The sequence below is a fragment of the Rhodococcus sp. NPDC056743 genome, from assembly GCF_042790355.1.
GTDB lineage: Bacteria > Actinomycetota > Actinomycetes > Mycobacteriales > Mycobacteriaceae > Rhodococcus_F.
In genome coordinates, this window is record NZ_JBHTZI010000006.1 from 132,425 (window position 1) to 150,440 (window position 18,016).

Annotated in this window: 13 protein-coding genes; 6 read left to right on the top strand and 7 right to left on the bottom strand. The window is 64.4% G+C overall.

Going from position 1 to position 18,016, the window contains the following annotated elements; translation table 11 throughout:
* Nucleotides 1-74: 74 nt before the first annotated feature.
* Nucleotides 75-677, top strand: coding sequence for a PPA1309 family protein (locus ACFRFQ_RS15075; protein ID WP_378658903.1), 603 nt, complete (start codon nt 75-77; stop codon nt 675-677).
* Nucleotides 678-685: 8 nt separating this feature from the next.
* Here the strand turns inward: ACFRFQ_RS15075 and ACFRFQ_RS15080 are convergent, their stop codons facing one another.
* Nucleotides 686-1,732 (bottom strand): PDZ domain-containing protein, encoded by a 1,047-nt coding sequence (locus ACFRFQ_RS15080; RefSeq protein WP_378658906.1) that lies wholly within the window; start codon nt 1,730-1,732, stop codon nt 686-688.
* A 91-nt stretch (nt 1,733-1,823) separates the two neighbouring features.
* Between ACFRFQ_RS15080 and ACFRFQ_RS15085 the strand changes: the two genes are divergently transcribed.
* The 3 genes from ACFRFQ_RS15085 (at nt 1,824) to ACFRFQ_RS15095 (ending at nt 5,597) form a co-directional block, all read left to right on the top strand.
* Nucleotides 1,824-3,266, top strand: a complete 1,443-nt coding sequence (locus ACFRFQ_RS15085) for a zinc-dependent metalloprotease (protein ID WP_378658908.1) — start codon at nt 1,824-1,826, stop codon at nt 3,264-3,266.
* Between the two features lie 110 nt (nt 3,267-3,376).
* Complete coding sequence (locus tag ACFRFQ_RS15090; protein ID WP_378658910.1) at nt 3,377-4,270, top strand: hypothetical protein; 894 nt, start codon at nt 3,377-3,379, stop codon at nt 4,268-4,270.
* 4 nt (nt 4,271-4,274) lie between these two features.
* Nucleotides 4,275-5,597 (top strand): ABC1 kinase family protein, encoded by a 1,323-nt coding sequence (locus ACFRFQ_RS15095; protein WP_378658913.1) that lies wholly within the window; start codon nt 4,275-4,277, stop codon nt 5,595-5,597.
* Between the two features lie 25 nt (nt 5,598-5,622).
* Here the strand turns inward: ACFRFQ_RS15095 and ACFRFQ_RS15100 are convergent, their stop codons facing one another.
* Both ACFRFQ_RS15100 and ACFRFQ_RS15105 read right to left on the bottom strand, forming a co-directional pair.
* Nucleotides 5,623-5,913: a WhiB family transcriptional regulator gene (locus ACFRFQ_RS15100; protein WP_185993260.1), complete on the bottom strand. Its 291-nt coding sequence runs from the start codon at nt 5,911-5,913 to the stop codon at nt 5,623-5,625.
* Nucleotides 5,914-6,288: 375 nt separating this feature from the next.
* Nucleotides 6,289-8,412 (bottom strand): ATP-dependent DNA helicase UvrD2, encoded by a 2,124-nt coding sequence (locus ACFRFQ_RS15105; RefSeq protein ID WP_378659630.1) that lies wholly within the window; start codon nt 8,410-8,412, stop codon nt 6,289-6,291.
* A gap of 102 nt (nt 8,413-8,514) precedes the next feature.
* On the opposite strand from ACFRFQ_RS15105, the gene ACFRFQ_RS15110 reads away from it, so the two are divergent.
* Nucleotides 8,515-8,772, top strand: coding sequence for a mycoredoxin (locus ACFRFQ_RS15110; protein WP_378658916.1), 258 nt, complete (start codon nt 8,515-8,517; stop codon nt 8,770-8,772).
* A 5-nt stretch (nt 8,773-8,777) separates the two neighbouring features.
* On the opposite strand, the gene nudC is transcribed toward ACFRFQ_RS15110, so the two are convergent.
* Nucleotides 8,778-9,674: an NAD(+) diphosphatase gene (nudC, locus tag ACFRFQ_RS15115; RefSeq protein WP_378658919.1), complete on the bottom strand. Its 897-nt coding sequence runs from the start codon at nt 9,672-9,674 to the stop codon at nt 8,778-8,780.
* Nucleotides 9,675-9,702: 28 nt separating this feature from the next.
* Nucleotides 9,703-10,770, bottom strand: coding sequence for a potassium channel family protein (locus tag ACFRFQ_RS15120; RefSeq protein WP_378658922.1), 1,068 nt, complete (start codon nt 10,768-10,770; stop codon nt 9,703-9,705).
* An 80-nt stretch (nt 10,771-10,850) separates the two neighbouring features.
* On the opposite strand from ACFRFQ_RS15120, the gene ACFRFQ_RS15125 reads away from it, so the two are divergent.
* The gene (locus tag ACFRFQ_RS15125) at nt 10,851-11,264 is read left to right on the top strand and encodes a hypothetical protein (protein WP_378658924.1); all 414 of its coding nucleotides are present in this window, start codon (nt 10,851-10,853) and stop codon (nt 11,262-11,264) included.
* Here ACFRFQ_RS15125 and ACFRFQ_RS15130 read toward each other — a convergent pair.
* On the bottom strand, nt 11,261-14,635 hold the full coding sequence (locus ACFRFQ_RS15130) for an ATP-dependent helicase (RefSeq protein ID WP_378658926.1): 3,375 nt from the start codon (nt 14,633-14,635) through the stop codon (nt 11,261-11,263). The genes ACFRFQ_RS15125 and ACFRFQ_RS15130 overlap by 4 nt on opposite strands.
* Nucleotides 14,636-17,980, bottom strand: coding sequence for an ATP-dependent helicase (locus ACFRFQ_RS15135; protein ID WP_378658929.1), 3,345 nt, complete (start codon nt 17,978-17,980; stop codon nt 14,636-14,638).
* Nucleotides 17,981-18,016 lie beyond the last annotated feature (36 nt).

An 18,016-nucleotide genomic window follows, 5' to 3' on the forward strand; every position in this document is an offset into this window, starting at 1 on the left:
TGGACTTGGCCGTTTCGGACCACTCTACGTAACAACAGTCACGGCATGACAACACGAGGTGCAAGGATGAACAGGTGAGTGAAGAAAATCCGAACAGGTCACCGAAGGCTCTTGCCCGGTGCGTTCATGAAGTTGTCGACCACATCGACGCCGAAGGCTGGGATCAGCCGCCCAAGTTGTATGCCTTGGTACCCACCGAATTGCTTGCCGCAGCCGAACCGGGTCTGCTCGACCAACTCGAGGACGGGGCCGAATACACCCCGATCGAACAGGAACCGCTCCCCGACGACATCATCGGCGGATCACGAGCGCTCGAAGAGTTTCTGGCAACGACCAACTGGCCCGAGTCCGTCGAGGGTTGCATCCTCGTTCAGGAAATCGTAGTTCTGCCGCCCGCCGCAGAATCCGATCTAGACCACGCTGTCGAGCCGGTCTTGACCGACGAGCACGCAGCCGACGAAATTGCTCGACTGACGGCCGATGCCCACCCGGATCGACGAGCGGCACGCCTCTTTGTCGGCGTCCTCCGCGACGGCCCGTCCCTGTCGCTGTTGCAGATGCGTCCGGACGAAGACGCAGATCCTTACGCCGAGCTACAGCTTCTGACGTACGACGGGTTGGCTCCGCATCTCGTTCACGCGCTGTACGCGACGCTCGACGAGGTAGAAGAGGACTAGCAAGAGGACTAGCAGCTGGGTGCGTCGCCGCCCGAGTTGAGACTGTCGAGTGCGTCGACCGCGCCGGACAGGTTGTCGACCTTCACGAGTCGAAGACCGTCCGGCGCGTTCTGTTTTGCCTCGTCGCAGTTCTGCGCGGGGACGAGGAACGTCGTGGCACCGGCGTCGGCGGCGGCGATGAGCTTGAAGCGGATTCCTCCGATGGGCCCCACGGTGCCGTCCGAATCGATGGTTCCGGTTCCCGCGACGAACTGCCCGCCGTTGAGTTCGCCCGGCGTCAACTTGTCCAGCAGAGCGAGGGTGAACATCAGGCCGGCTGACGGCCCCCCGATATCGGCAAGATTGAACGTCACGTCGAACGGAACTTCGGGAACTTCTTCCGGGGTGATGCCGAGGTAGCCGGATTCGGGCTGGTTGGGCCGGGCTCCGACCGTGACGGACACAACCGTTTCGGCGCCGTCGCGAATCACGGTAACCGGTACCTCTGTGCCCGGCGCTATTGCCGCGACAGTTTGTTGCACCGCACCGACCGTGTCTACCGGGGTGTCACCGATCTTCACCAAGGTGTCGCCTTCGGCCAACGCACCACTGGCAGGACCGTCTTCGGTGACCTTCGTGACGGTCAACGCGACTGGCTTGCCCAGGAAGTTGAGGGCCGCGAGTTCCGCGCTGTTCTCGGACTGCTGGAAGTCGGCGGTGTTAGCCTGCTGAATTTCTTCCTTCGTCTTGCTCGGCGGGTACACCTCGGCGCGGGGAACCAATCCGTGGTCGCCGCTGGCCCAGAGCCCGAAGGCCTCGAAGAGATTGAGACCGTCTCGAACGGAGACGGTGGTCATATTGAGGTTGCCGGTCGTCGGGTCGAGTTCGGTGCCCTCGATGTCGACCACCGACTTCGTGACCTGCTTGCCGTCGACGGTGGTGTCGACTGTGCCCAGCGTGTTGAACGTCGGTCCCGGACCGAGCGCGACGTACGGAACGGTGACGAGGGATCCGACGATGCCCAAGACGACGATGGGAGCTAAGGCGGCCAGGAGAGTCACGATCCGTCGATTCACCTTGTCCAGGGTAGAGCCATTGCCTTCGCTGTTCGCCATCAGCGTGACAGCGCGCATTACTCGAGGCCTCGAACCCTTGTACCGTTGAGGTATGAGCAACATGCCGTTCGGCTTCTCCAACTCCGACGACGATCCCGACCGCGACAAGAACGCGGCCGGTGGCAATCCGTTCGGGGGTGGTGACATGCCGTTCGGGTTCGGCGCGGGCGGTGAAGGTTTCGACCCCGCACAACTCGGGCAGATGCTGACCCAGTTCGGCCAGATGCTCAGCGGCATGGGGTCGTCGATGGGCTCCGGCGGGTCCGGTCCTGTCAATTACGACGTCGCGAAGAAACTCGCACGCCAGCAGATCGGTTCTGTCACACCGATCACGGAGGGCAACGTCAAGGCCGTCGCCGACGCGGCTCATCTCGCGGAACTGTGGCTGGACGCTGCAACGACGCTCCCTGCCGGCGCCACCAAGACGGTTGCGTGGACGGCTAACGACTGGCTCGACAACACCATCGACACCTGGAAGCGCCTGTGCGATCCGGTGGCCGAGAAGGTGTCGGGCATGTGGGCGCAGGGTTTGCCGCCCGAGGCCGCTCAGATGGCCGGCCCGATGATGGGAATGCTCACGCAGATGGGTGGACTCGCGTTCGGTTCGCAGCTCGGTCAGGCTCTCGGCCAGTTGTCGAAGGAAGTGCTGTCCTCCACCGACATCGGTCTTCCCCTCGGTCCCGCAGGCACCGCAGCTCTTCTTCCCGCGGCAGTTCAGTCGTTCAGTGACGGACTGGAGCAGCCGAATCAGGAAATCCTGGTGTTCCTCGCCGCACGTGAGGCTGCTCACCATCGCCTGTACAGCCATGTGCCCTGGTTGCGCCAGCGAGTGCTGTCCACCGTCGAGGAATATGCCCGTGGGATCACCATGGACTTCTCGGCAATGGAGGAATTCGCGAAGGACCTCGACCCGTCGGCCTTGGCCGACCCGTCCAAGCTGGAAGCCCTCATGCAACAGGGCACCTTCGAACCGCAGACAACACCGGAGCAGAAGGCTGCTCTCGAGCGCCTCGAAACACTGCTGGCGCTGGTCGAGGGCTGGGTGGAGACGGTAGTCACCGCCGGACTCGGCGAACGCCTGCCGGGTGTTGCGGCGATGAGCGAGACGCTTCGCCGTCGACGCGCCACGGGCGGACCGGCAGAGCAGACCTTCGCAACACTCGTCGGTCTCGAACTTCGTCCGCGCAAGGTCCGCGAGGCCGCAACACTGTGGCAGCGATTGACCGCCGAAGCCGGCATGGAAGCCCGCGACGGCGTCTGGTCGCATCCGGACCTGCTGCCTGACTCCACTGATCTCGATGCCCCGACGTCGTTCGTCGAACGTGTCACCGGCGGCGGCGAGGCCGGTAACTTCGACGATCCGATGGCTCAGCTCGAGGCATTGCTGGCCAAGGAACGGGCCGCCGAAGAAGCCATGGACAAGACACAGGCAGACAAGACACAGACAGACAAGACGCATGACAAGTCCGCTGAGGACGAGCAGGACGGCAAGTAAACCGAAAAAGTTGCGATCCACGTCGAAGCACAAGGTCAGTGCCTCGAAAGCCTGTGGATAACTATGTGTTTCGCAGTCAGGCGAGCCCAGCTCACTGTCATCATCGGTGAATGAGCACACCGAACACCACACGATCCGTGGGTCCCGAATGGGATCCACGGATCGTTGTTCTTCTGCGCCCGGACGGCCGGCTTCAACTCGGATGGCGACCGGGGCAAGCTGTGGTCCTGACTCCCCCCGACGGAGTCGACGGCAGAGATCTGCAAGCCATACTCCGATTGATGGACGGACGCACGAGCATTGCGACCATCACGTGGACTGCAACGCGACGCGGTATCAGTACCGCTGTCATGACCGAACTGCTCGCCGAACTCACCGCAGGCGGATATCTGCGGCCCGTCCGGGGCGGCACCAGCCGAACCGGATCAATTCGCGTCCACGGGCAAGGTCCGCTGTCGGACTCCATCACGCAGGCTTTACGTCACGGCAGCACGCATATCCAACGCTCGCACGGCTACCGCAGCAGTCATGTCGTTGCCGGGTGGCGGAATGTACTTGTCGTCCTGACCGATGACGTCGTCACCGATCCGCGCCTGGTTGCCGACCTCGTGCGGTGCGGCATCCCCCACCTTGCGGTTCACCTGCGCGACGGGTGCGGCGTCGTCGGACCGTTGGTACTACCAGGACACTCGAGTTGTCTGCGATGCGCCGACATCACCCGAGCTGGCCACGATCCGGACTGGCTGCACCTGGCGGCGCAGTTGCTCGGTAGTGCCGGCTACGCCGAACCCGCGATGATCCATGCGACCACAGCGCTCGCTCTGTCCGAAATCGAGTCCGCGCTCAGTGCGTCCGAAGCGACGCCGCCGGTCAGCTTGTTCTCCACCCTCGAGATTGATCTGGTCCCTTATCGCATCACGACACGTCGCTGGCCACGGCAAACGTCGTGCAGTTGCCATTACCTCGCACCCGTGACGGGCGCGGGCGGCGTCCGTCAGACATGATGGTGTGGTGTCCGACATCCCGCGCAAAAGCTCTGCCCGTACCGCCAAACTCGCAAGCATTCCGATTGGGATGGCCGGGCGGGCCGCAATGGGCTTCGGGCGCAAGCTCGCCGGTGGTGACAAAGACCAGATCGACGCCCAGCTCAGTGCCCGGGCTGCGGAACAGTTGTTTTCGGTTCTGGGGGAACTCAAGGGCGGCGCCATGAAGCTGGGCCAGGCGCTCAGCGTCATGGAAGCGGCCATTCCGGAGGAATTCGCAGAGCCGTATCGCGAGTCCCTGAACAAGCTCCAGGCCGCCGCTCCGCCGTTGCCCGTCAAGCAGGTCCACAAGATGTTGGATCAGCAGCTGGGAACCAAATGGCGTGATCGGTTCCAGTCCTTCGACGACACCCCCACCGCGTCGGCAAGCCTCGGGCAGGTCCATCGGGCCGTGTGGTCAGACGGACGGGACGTAGCCGTCAAGGTGCAGTACCCTGGCGCCGACGAAGCCCTGCGAGCCGACCTCAAGACTCTCGCTCGATTTGCGGGCCTCTTCGGATCGGTGATGCCCGGCGTCGACGTGCGCCCGGTTATCGAGGAATTCACCGCGCGCACCGAGGAAGAACTCGACTACCGGATCGAAGCCGACAATCAGCGAGCATTTGCCGCGGAGTTCGACGGCGATCCGCAGTTCGTCATCCCGCGCGTCGTTGCAAGCGCACCGAAAGTTGTTGTCACCGAATGGATGACGGCAACACCGTTGACCAGGATCATCGAGAGCGGAACCCCGAACCAACGCAATGCCGCCGGCGCACTCCTCGCCGAGTTCCACTTCGCGTCACCGGCGCGCGTCGGCCTGTTGCATTGCGATCCGCACCCCGGGAATTTCATGTTGCTCGACGACGGCCGACTGGGTGTCATCGATTTCGGCGCGGCGGCACCGTTCCCGAACGGGCTACCGACCGTCTTGGGAACAATGGTGAGATTGGCCGTCGACGAACGATTCGACGAATTGACGGAATTGTTGCGGGCCAACGGTTTTGTCATTCCGGGCCGCACGGTCACCGATCAGGAAATCGCCGACTACCTACGTCCGTTCACGGATCCGATCCAGACCGAGTCATTCCATTTCACTCGAACCTGGCTTCAACGAGCCGCCGGAACTGCGACCGATTTCAACAGCGCGCAGTTCCGGACGGCCCGGGCACTCAACTTGCCGCCCGAGTACCTGATGATCTTCCGAGTCCTCCTCGGCTCGGTGGGCATTTGTGCCCAGTTGGACGCGTACGCCCCGTACATGGAGATCCTGACCCGGTGGCTGCCGGGATTTGCGGAGCCGCAGGTGTAACCACCTCATATGCCGCAGGTGTAACTCAGGCACACACGAGTTGCTTACGGGGTCTGCCCCTCGGCCTCTTGGTTGCTATGACCGCACCGTGGTCGAGGATTTCTCCGCCCCATACTCCCCACGGCTCGCCGCGGTCGAGAGCTGCACCCAGGCAGAGGGAGCGGATGGGGCACTGCGCGCAGAGGGCCTTGGCTTGTTCGAGTTCTGCCGGGGACTCCGCGAACCACAGATCGGGATCGGACACGCGGCACGGCAGGTCGTGGCGGGTGGAAGCGATCTCGATGAACGTGACGGCTCGACATGTCTGGGTAGACAACTCGTCTCTCCTAGCTTGGATGCGACGTGGATGTGTCGCAAGAAATGGGTTCGATGGGTGCGAACCACAACCGAGCGGGGAAACCGGAAAGCACGGGATCCAACACAAAGGCCACGGTCCGCGTAATGCGGGGTCCGTGGCCGTAAGTGAACGGATGCGTCTTATCGAGGATTTTCTCGATGGCTTAGAGACACGGACCAGATTGCTGCTGCGCGCAGCTTGGCGGCGGCAACAGCGAACTGTTCACGCACCGGGTACGAATTCATGTTCGTCATTTTTGCCACCTCCATTTCTGATCGGTCCGGATAATTTCTGCGCACGAGTCTCCCCGTAGCACTGGAAACCAGACTAGAGAATTCTCGGAAACTGCACAACCTATTTTTGACCTGCGGTTTTGCAGATTATGAGGACGTCTTCGCCGTAGTCCTCGAGTTTTTTCGGCCCGATTCCATTGATGGCAACCAAGCCCCGAGCGTCCTGCGGGCGTTGCTCGGCAATGGCGGTCAGTGTGTTGTCACTGAACACGACGTAGGCGGGCACCTTCTTTTCCCTGGACTTGTCGAGACGCCACGCACGCAGGTTCTCGAGTAATTCGACGTCGATGTTGGACGGGCATTTCTCGCATCTACCGAGCATCGTGGCCGACGTTCCCATGAGCGGCTTTCCGCAGACACGGCAACGCTGACGCTTCTTGCCCGACTGCGCCGGTGCGGCAATCCGTGAGGCCGGAGAATCCTCGGGGATCAACCCGTTCAGGAACCGTGAGCGGCGTCGGGATTTTCGGCCACCCTCGTTACGCGCCAATGCCCAGGACAAGTGCAGATGCTCACGGGCGCGCGTGACACCGACGTAGAGGAGCCGACGCTCTTCTTCGACCGCTGCCTCGTCGGGGGCGGAGTTGGCGTCACCGAGCACGTGCTGGATGGGAAGCGTGCCGTCGTTGAGGCCCACCAGGAATACGGCGTCCCACTCGAGGCCCTTGGCAGCATGCAACGACGCCAGCGTGACCCCTTGGACTGTCGGTGGGTGCCGCGCTTCGGCGCGCGCCGTCAGTTCCTGCAAGAGACCGGGAAGTGTCAGTTCGGGATCGTGAACCAACTGCTCTTCGGTGAGTGCAACGAGCGCGGTCAGTGATGCCCAGCGTTCACGTGCCTGGGCGCCTGCCGGTTCCTCGTTGGTCAGTCCGAGTGGTGCCAGTACCGCCCGGACCAGCGAGAGAAGTCCGGTGCCACTGTCTGCGCCGTCCGGGAGGTCGTCTCGGCCGCCGGCTTGCCGCAGCGCCGTCACCGCCTGACGAACCTCGGTGCGAGTGAAGAAACCCTCGCCGCCCCGCACCTGGAATGGGATGCCGAGCTTGGTGAGTGCCTGCTCGTGCACTTCGGATTGCGCGTTGATCCGGTACAGGATCGCGATCTCGGCGGCCGGTGTTCCGGCGGCGATCAGACGTTTCACCGATCGGGCAATGGCAAGCGCCTCGGACGGTTCGTCGTTGAATTCCGCGAACTCGGGCTGGGGGCCCGGCGCGCGTTGTCCGATGAGCTGCAATCGGGTGCCGGCGATTCGCCCGGTGGCAGCGCCGATGACCCGGTTGGCCAGCGAGACGACCTCCGGCGTGGAGCGATAGTCACGTTCGAGCCGGACCACGGTTGCCTCGGGAAACTTCCGTGAGAAGTCGAGGAGGTAGTTCGGGGTAGCTCCGGTGAACGAGTAGATGGTCTGGTTGGCGTCGCCGACAACCGTGAGGTCGTCGCGGTCACCGAGCCACGCGTCGAGAACGCGCTGCTGCAGCGGCGTGACGTCCTGATACTCGTCCACCACAAAGCAGCGGTAACGCTCACGGAACTCGTCGGCCACGGACGAGTGCTCTTCGAGTGCGGCAGCGGTGTGCAGGAGAAGATCGTCGAAATCGAGCAGCATGCCGTCCTGGCCGCGCGCCTTCAGTTCTTCGTACGCCGCGTAGACCTGCGCCACCTTGGCAGGATCGGCCGGTGCCTCCCGGCGGAACTTGGCAATAGTGCGCGGGTAGTCCTCCGGCGCGATCAACGACGCCTTGGACCACTCGATCTCACTCGCGAGGTCGCGCACGCTTTCGGTGCTGGTCGGCAAACCCACCCGTGCCGCGGCGCTGCTGACAACCGCGAACTTGCGATCAAGCAGGCGCCATTCGGTATCGCCGATCACCTGCGGCCAGAAGTACTTGAGCTGCCGCAGCGCAGCAGCGTGGAACGTGCGAGCCTGCACCTGGGGACCGCTGCCACCAACACCCAACTCCCGCAGTCGGCCACGCATTTCACCGGCGGCGCGCGCGGTGAAGGTGACCGCCAGGACCTGCCCGGCCTGCACATGACCATCGGCAACCAGGTGGGCGATTCGCCGGGTAATCGTGCGTGTCTTGCCTGTTCCGGCGCCCGCGAGTACACATACCGGGCCGCGTGGAGCGAGCACGGCGGCTGATTGTTCCGGGTCCAGTCCGGTGTCCGCAGGCATGCGCACCATCATGGCAGGGCGTACCGACAGCTCCGCCGCGTGCCCGAGCGGATGTGGGCAAGCGAACACGGCCAGTTACGGAACAACAACCGAACTCGTGGTGTTATATGCGCCGTGACTACTTCCGAAAAAGCTCCTGCCCTGACCATCTACTCGACCACGTGGTGCGGCTACTGCCGTCGCCTCAAGACTCAGCTCAACGCGTCGGGCATCGAGTACACCGAAATCGACATCGAGGACGATCCCTCGGCAGCCGAATTTGTCGGCAGTGTCAACGACGGCAACCACATCGTCCCAACGGTGAAGTACGCCGACGGCAGTGTGGCCACCAACCCCTCGCTCAATCAGGTGAAGGCGGCCCTCGGCCTGTAAGGGCGCTACTTGACCCAGCTCTCGAGCATTCCTCGCGCAATCGAGATGGAACCGGGCAGGAGCAACGGCGCATCGGCGTCGGATGCCCAGTCCCCCAGTTCGAGAGCAGATCGCACCTCGTCTTTGGTGAACCACCGTCCCTCGGCGATCTCGCCGTCCGCGAACACCAGCGGATCGGCGGGGTCGCCGATGGCCGTGAATCCCAACATCACCGAGCGTGGGAACGGCCATGGCTGACTACCCAGGTAGCGGACGTCGTGGACGTCGACGCCCACTTCTTCCTTGATCTCGCGCACCACACACGTCTCGAGCGACTCCCCGGCTTCGACGAAGCCGGCGAGAATCGAGAACCGTCGCTGCGGCCACGTCGGCTGACGAGCCAGCAGCACTCGATCCGCGCCGTCGTGGACCAGGCAGATCACTGCCGGGTCGGTGCGCGGAAACTCCTCGTGCCCGGTAGTCGTGGAAATACGTGACCACCCGGACATCGTCGGCTCACTCGGGGCCCCGTCGATCGAGCTGAATCCGGCACTGTCATGCCAGTTGAGAATGGCGATCGCGCCCGTCAGTAGACCCGCGTCCGCATCGTCGAGCGTTCCGCCCAACATCCGCAGATCCGACAACTCGCCGGCGAGCAGCGACACGCGCACTGCCCACACATGCTTGTTGTCGCGAATTCCGAGAAACACCGCACCGCGAACAGGTTCCGCACCCAGGTCAGTGGCCTCGCCGAACACCAACTGCCCGCCGGAGACCTTCACCTGACTGCGCGAGTTGACGCGCAAGAGCAGCGCGTCACTCCACCCTGCGGTCAGAGCGGCTGTGTCGGACCGCAATTCCTCGGCGCGGCCGACACTCGAGCGGGAAAGCAAAGGCGTTTCGGTCAGCTGGAAGTCGTTCACGCTGACGACATTACTGGGCGCCGAAATATCAGCTGACGACGCGACGGATGTACAACAGTCGATCGTTTGTCTCGACAGCGTCGACCTCCGGTGAACCGACTCGAACCAGACGCCCGTCGCGAACAACTCCCAGCACGATGTCGGACAGGTGACGCGGCGACCCGCCGACCTCGTCACGTTCGACAGCACGCTCGGCAATCGCGAATCCCGCCTCGGGCGTCAGGAGATCTTCGATCATCTCGACAACCGTGGGTGTGGTGGTGGCGATGCCGAGGAGTCGGCCTGCGGTCTCCGAGGAGAGCACCACGGAATCCGCGCCCGACTGACGCAGAAGATGCGCGTTGTCCGCCTCACGAATAGCCGCGGCAATTCTTGCCTTCGGTGCGATCTCGCGAGCGGTCAACGTCACGAGCACCGCCGTGTCGTCACGGTTGGTCGCCACGATGATCGAATTTGCGCGCTGCGCTCCGGCGAGGCGAAGCACGTCGGACTTGGTCGCCGAACCGAATACCGTCACCAGGCCCTTGGCCTCAGCGGCGTCCAACACTGCCCGATCGGTGTCCACGACCACGATCTCGGATGCGGACACACCGTCGCCGATCATGGCTTCGATAGCTGTGCGCCCCTTGGTGCCGTATCCGACGACGACGGTGTGATTACGCACTTGCTGCCTCCAACGCTGAATTTTGAACGCCTGACGCGAACTCTCGGTCAGAGCTGACAGTGTGGTTCCGACCAACACGATCAAGAAGAAGATACGAAGCGGCGTGATCAACAAAACGTTGACCAGACGCGCCGACGGAGTGAACGGCGTGATGTCGCCGTAGCCGGTGGTCGAGAGCGACACTGTGGCGTAGTAAATGCAGTCGAGAAGCGAGAGTTCGTTGTCCTGCGCGTCGCGATACCCCGCACGGTCGATGTACACGATGAGCACGGCGGCCGCGAGCGCGCCGAGTGCCACCAGAACCCGTTTGTAGATTGCGCGGGCAGGACTGGTCTGCAGCTGCGGAATTCGCAGCACCCCGACAAGGGCAAAGTCAGGCTGGTCGGCCAATGATTCCGACCTGGAAAAACGCGCCCGGAGTTTACCGGCCATACTTGCAACTCTCTCACTAGTAACTACGCAGACGCATCACAGTAGTGGCACGGACTGACTCTGTGAGGCAGGGTGGGTCAATGTCTTCGAAAAGTACGACGTCCTCGAAAAGTACGACATCCAGCCAAGCCGCGGCAATTCGACTCTCCGCTTTGTTGCTCGGCGCCGGAACCATGCACTTCGTAGCCCCGTCATTCTTCGACAGCACCGTCCCACGCCAACTCCCCGGCGAAGCTCGCACGTACACCCAGGTATCGGGTGTCGCAGAACTGGCAATCGGGGCGGCCCTGGCGATTCCGAAGACTCGCCGGTTGGGTGCCGGTCTGGCAGCGGCACTGTTTGTCGCAGTGTTTCCCGCCAACATCCAGATGGCTGTGGACTGGTGCCGCAGCAACAAGACGTCCACTGCCCAGAAGGTGGGTTCGATCGCGCGCCTTCCCGTGCAAATCCCCTTGGTGACCGAAGCTCTCAAGGCGCGAAGGAACGCCGGCTAGCTCTCCTCGCGGGCTCCTGCCGTGCGGATGAGGTGCGCCAGCGCTTCACCGTCCGGCAGGTTCTCGGGCGAGATGGTGCGTCCAGTCCGCACGTAGTGGAATGCGGCCCGAACCTTGTGCAGTGGAAATTCTTCCTTCCGTCCCGACGCGCGGGCCCGCGCGGACATCAATTCACCCCACGCCACACGGTAGGCAGCCAACTGCATGACCACGGCGTCTTCGTTGGCGGCGGACGGTTCGGCTCCGGTCTTCCAGTCGATGACCGTCCACCCACCGTCCGAGTCCGCGAACACCGCGTCGATTCGGCCACGCAAAACTGTTCCGGCAATGGAGGTTTCGAACGGAACCTCCACCTCGACGGGGCTGCGGTTGGCCCATGGAGAACGCAGGAAGGCATCCTGCAACTTGACCAGATCGGTCTCCGGGCCCGCTCCGGTATCGGCGGCGCCGGGCAGTTCGTCGAGATCCAACAACCGCGTTGCGCCGAAACGTCGCTCGATCCACGCGTGGAACGCGGTGCCGCGCCGGGCCAACGGGTTGGGCGGATACGGTAGCGGCCGACGCAAACGCGCTGCGAGTTCATCGGGATCGGCCTTGAGGTCGACCAACTGTGTGACCGAAAGCTGCGCCGGGAGAATCACTTCGGCACGCGCGTTGGCGCGGGCCTCTCGCTCGGCCAGAAGCACAGTGACATCCGACGCCCAGTTCTCCGGGTCGTCTTCAGGTTCCAGCTCGCCTTCAGGTTTCAGCTCTTCGGGCTCGGTAGGTTTCGCCAACTCTGCCAGTACCGCGGCCGCGCCGGCCTCCACCGCTCCGCGCCGTGAACCGAGCGGATCCGGTGGCCACTGAGCGGTTCTCGGTGTGGACGCCAAGGGATTCTCGGTATCGGGCTCGGGGTCCGGCGCCCAGGTCTCGACAACACCGATGTCCGGAGTCTCGGTAACCGTCTGGTGCAATTCGGCCAGGAACTCCGACGGCCCTTTGGGCTCGGCTCCCGACTCGGCCCAGTGGTGCGCCGAAAGGAACAGTGCCCGTTCGGTTCGGGTGAGGGCAACGTAGAACAATCGCCTGTCCTCGTCGAGTCGACGGTCTCCGAGAGCCTGCTTGTGAGCGTCGATTGCGTTCTGCAGATCCTTGCGGTTGTAGACATCCTCGAGATCGAGCACAGGTACGCCGTCCGCCGAGTCTGCGTCGACGGCACGGTCACCGCGCAGCGACGGCGGCAATTCTGCGAGCGCTCCCAGCCATGAACCGGACGCCGTCGACGATGGAAACACGCCGTCACTGACGTGCGGGACGGCAACCACTTCCCATTCCAGGCCCTTCGCGGAGTGCACCGTCAGAATCTGCACCCGATCCGGCGCGACTTCCACTTCGCCGGGCGTCAGCCCCTTTTCGATCTGTTCGGCGGCAGCAAAGAACGCAAGCATTCCCGTGAGATTCGAGGTGGGGCGCGTGGCGTAGTTGGCAACAACATCGGCAAAGGCGTCGAGGTGCTCGCGACCGGCTGTTCCCAGTACACCGAGCCGGGTGCGCGCGCCGGCTTCGATTCCGATGCCGAGCACCCGCTCGACTTCTGCCACCAATTCTGTGAGCGGTTGTCCGATGCGCTCGCGCAACGACGCCAGTTCACCGGCCACGGCGCCAATGCGCGCATAGCCGAGCGCCGAATAATTCTCTGCCGAGCCAGGATCCGATATCGCGTCGACAAGTCCTGCCTGCTCGGCCTGCTCACCGGGCAGCGAATCCTGCACGGCTTCGGCGAGCGCTGCCGAATCGGTAACGGCTCCGGCCGTGCCGTAGCCGGCGGAAATCGCGAGCTCCCGGGATCGCTTCGACAGCGCCGCCACGTCCTTGGCACCGATCTGCCAGCGCGCCCCGGTCAGCAGTCGCACCGCGGCACTGCCCGCCAACGGATCGGCTACTACCCGCAGCATCGCAATGACGTCGGCAACTTCGGGTGTGTGCAGGAGTCCGCCGAGGCCGACCACCTCGACCGGCAAGCCGGCCGCACGCAGCGCCTCGGCCAGCGGCGCGGCGTCGGCATTGCGGCGGATCAGGACTGCTGCGGTAGGTGGTGGCCGGTTGTCTGCACGGGCGGCGTCGTACTGCTCGGCAATTTTCTGCGCCACCCACAGCCGTTCCTGCTCGACGTCAGGCAACAACGCGAGCCGGACGTCGCCGGCAACTGCCCCCGGCCGGGCCTTCAATGTGCTGACGGCAACCCCGCGTCGACGAAGCGGCGCCGACGAGAGATTGGCAAGTTCGAGTGCCTCCGGGGGATTACGCCAGCTGGTCAGCAATTCGAGGGTCGGGGCCGGGTTTCCGTTCGCGAGTGGGAAATCCGTCGCAAAACGCGGGAGGTTGGCTGCCGATGCGCCGCGCCAGCCGTAGATGGATTGCATCGGATCGCCGACGGCCGTCAAGGCCAGACGAGCATCGGTGCCGCCGCCGAACAGCGAGGACAGCAAGACGCGCTGAGCGTGACCGGTGTCCTGATACTCGTCGAGAAGCACCACCCGGAAGCGGCTCCGTTCCGCCTCTCCTACTTCGGGGTGCCCCGACGCTACGCGGGCGGAGAGCGACATCTGACTACCGAAGTCGAGGGCTCCTTCCCACCGCAGTGTCTCGGACAGCCTCGCTACAAGCGGCAGGAGTTCGACGCGCTTGTGTTGGACGTCGAGATATCCGAGCAGTTCCTTGCTCGGCCCGCCGCGCTGCTTCGGGCCGGCAGGCAATGTGTGGATCAACGCGTCGAGTTCCGCGTGAGCGCCGCGCAGTTGATCCGGGTCGACAAGATGCTCGGAAAGCTGACCGGCAAGTGCCAGAACGGTTTCGGTGATCGACCCCGGATTCTTGTCGGTATCGAGGTCACCATCCCAGCCGCTGACAACCCGGTGCGCCACCTGCCACAGTTCCGTCTCCGACAAGAGCGTCGCCGACGGTTCGATAGGCAGAAGCAGACCGTGTTCGGACAGCAACCGGCCCGCGTACGCGTGATAGGTGCTGACCTCGGGTTCACCCGCCAGGATCCGTCCGCGCACTCCCCCGGTGGGATCGAGGGCGCGCAGAACATCGGAACCGGCAAGCCGCGCGAGGCGCTTGCGGATACGAGTCGTGAGCTGTTGCGCGGCTTTTCGGGTGAATGTCAGACCCAGCACAGCCTCGGGGTCGACAAATCCGTTGGCCACCAGCCAGACGACGCGAGCAGCCATCGTTTCGGTCTTGCCGGCCCCGGCGCCCGCAACAACCAGTGTCGGGCCCAGTGGCGCAGCAATGACCGCTGCCTGTTCCGGCGTCGGCGGATGTTGACCGAGCGCTACCGCTAGATCGACCGGGCTGATCTTGGGTCGCCTCGCTTTGGATGGCATCTAGGAACTCACCTGCCGTCCTTCGTCGTGGGCGGGGCAACTGGACCGTACCGGGCAGTGGCGGCATCCGTCATTGACCCTGGCCAGATACTGCGGCCCCTGCGTTGCCGCAGCGGCGTTGTGGATGACATCACGCCACATCTCGACGGCCTCGGCGGTCAGCGGCGGCTGAACACGCTGCGCTGCACCGTCTTTCTTGTTGGACTTCGCCACGAACACCAACCTGGCCCCACCGGGTTGCGTAGCCGCCTCTCCCGCTATCGCCCCTTCCGCTGCCGCCACCTGATAGGCCGCCAACTGCGCGTGGGACTGCGCCGCGTCGTTGCTGACGGGGTTTCGCGCCGTCTTGACGTCGATGACAACGGGGCGCCCCTCGGTGTCGCGCTCGAGTCGATCGATACGTCCGCGGAGTTTGACGGCCGGCTCCCCTTCTTCGCGCGGTTCGAGGATGCCCTCGACCGCGACCTCCACCCCCACTTCGGTGAGTTCGCCGCGGGTGGAGCTCATCCAGGCGGTGAACGTAGCCAACATTTCCCGAGTGCGATTGAGTTCGCGGCGCGAGTACCACTGCGAACCCAAATCGATGGACTCCCAGGCATTCTCGAGCGCTTTCTCGACCTGATCCGGGGGGATACGCCCCGCGAGTGCCTGCACGAGCGTGTGGACGAGCGTGCCCGCGATGGCATGCGTGTTGTCTCCGTCGGAACCGCCATGACGCTCGAACACCCAACGTAGCGGACATGTTTCGAGCAACTCGATGGTGGACGGCGAGAGTGCCACCGGACCGTCCTCCGGCTGCCACAACGGTTCCACGGTACTGGGTGAGCTGGTGCCGTACCACTGATCGGGGTGCGCGCCGCGCACTCCCGCGGCGGCCAGACGAGCCAACTGACGAGCCGCACGCGCGTGCTTCTCGGGATCGCCCGCGGCGAGATCCGGATCGCACACCACACTGCGCAGTTGGGCAACCAACGCCGGTAAGGACAGCACTCTGGTGTCGCCGGGTTCGGGGGCAAGCATGGCCGGTTCACCCGTGCCCTCGTCATCGAACTGATCTCCGCGCAGTAGCTCGTCGACAAATCGTGACGGCACCAGATCGGTATCTCCCGACGCGGATTCGACGGCTGTGACCAACAATCGACGGCGCGCTCGACTGCACGCCACGAGGAAGAGTCGACGCTCCTCGGCCAGCAGCGGAGCCGTCCGCGACAACCGCTCTTCGGCAGAATCGCTGCCGTCCGAGACACCGTTGATCAGGTCGATGAGTGCCTCGGTCCGGAGAAGTGAACCGCGTGCCCGCAAGCTGGGCCACAGTCCTTCCTGAACACCGGCCACTGCGACAACTGCCCATTCGCGTCCGGCCGCCGCGTGCGCACTGACGACGGTCACAGCATCCGGCGCGATCACCGACCGCGAGCGCGAATCAGTGGGGATCTCCTGGCTGGTGAGGTAGTCGACAAAACCCGCGAGCTGCGAACGGGGCAGCCGATCCACGTAGGTGGCTGCGGCATCGAAGAGCGCGACCACTGCGTCGAGGTCGCGGTCGGCCTGCGAGCCGATCGGGCCGCCGCGCGCCGACGCGGCCGCCCAGCGGCGCTCGAGCCCGGTGGCCTGCCACGCTGCCCAGAGAACTTCCTCGACGCCGAGCCCCCGATCGAGCGGTACGCGAGCCTTGCGCAACACGGACAGAACACGATTCAACGCGGCAGCTTCGACGTCGGTGAGCTTGGCGGTCAACCGCTTGGATTCTGCGCGGTCCTCGTCGATCAGAATGAGCCGCAACAGTTCTGCGGAGTCGCGATCCTTCCCCGAAGCAAGTTCGATGCGGCGCAGACCACGACGCAACCGCCGCAGCGTGACGGGTTCGGCGCCACCGACAGGGCCGGACATGAGCGCCAAGGCGTCGTCGCCGGTGAACCCGTCTCGCCCGAGAGCCCGCAGTAGCAGGAGAAGCCCGGACACTCCGTGTTGGCGGGCAAGTGGCAGTTCGGTGGCTGCGGTGGTGACGGGGACGCCTGCCGCCAGCAAAGCGCGTCGCAGCGGAGCCAAGGTACGCGGAACCGAACGCACGATGACTGCCATGTCCGACCACGCAATACCGTCGAGGAGGTGCGCACGCCGCAACGTGTCCGCGACGACGGCCGCTTCCTTGGCCGTGGTGCCCAAGACTCGAACCGACGCGTGACCGGGATTGTCGTCCGACAGGTCGGCGGGTACCGCAATGCGGTGAGCGAGGTTGCCGGGCAATCGTGCGGCGATCTTCGCGGCAATCGCCGCGACGTCGGCGTTGTTGCGGTGCGTGGTCGGCAGGATGACTGCCCGCTCGTCGCCCTTGTCCGCCAGGTCGAGGAGGAAACGGGAATCGGCCCCGCGGAATCCGAACACGGACTGATCCGGGTCGCCGGCGACGACCGTCGTCGTCGTTCCGGTTCCGATCAGCCGAACCAACTGCGCGGCTTGCGGATCCAGGTGTTGAGCATCGTCGACCAGGAGGTGACGGATGCGGGCACGTTCGGATCGCAACAACTCGGGGTCAGTGGCAAACGCAGTGAGCGCGGCACCGATCAACTCTGCGGCATCAAGGGCCGGCGCGGTTGCCTCCGGGGCCTCGACGCCGACGGATGCGCGCAACAGAACACCCTGCTCGTATACCTCGGCGAATCGGCCGGCAGCCACCCATTCCGGACGGCCTTTACGCTTGCCGAGCTTGATCAGATCTTCCGGTCCGAGGCCGCGTTCGTTGGCGCGCAACATCAGATCGCGCAGTTCGACCGCAAACCCGTTCATGCCCAGCGCCGGCCGCAGTCGCTCCGGCCAGTACTGCGCGCCGTCCTCGATATCGCCGCGCAACATCTCACGCAACACCGCGTCCTGTTCGGCGCCGGTGATCAACCGCGGCGGAGCATTACCGTGCGCTGCTGCCTGCAACCGCAGCACGGCAAACGCGTAGGAGTGCACGGTGCGGACCAGCGGTTCACGAGTTGCCTGCGGGCCGCGCTCGCGTTCGAACCCGAAGAGCCCCGCGGTGATCTGTTCACGCACCGCCGTTGCTGCCCGACGCGACTGCGTGAGGACCAGAACGGATTCCGGATCTTCGCCGCCGGAAATCTTGGCCACCGCCAGATCGACCAGCAGTGACGTCTTGCCCGTTCCCGGACCGCCCAGCACTTGCCAGGGATTCCACTGCGCACCACCGAAGGCCAGCATGAACGGGTCGTCGTCCGGCTCGGCGAACAACAGCGCAGCGGTATCGTTCCACTTCCGCGGAACAAGTGAGGGCGCGGCCCGATGCACCAACCGCGCCCGCGGGATGGTGTTCTTGGTGCGCACTGACGTCTCACTCACCCAGGCATTCCATCAGAGGGCACCGACACCGCACAC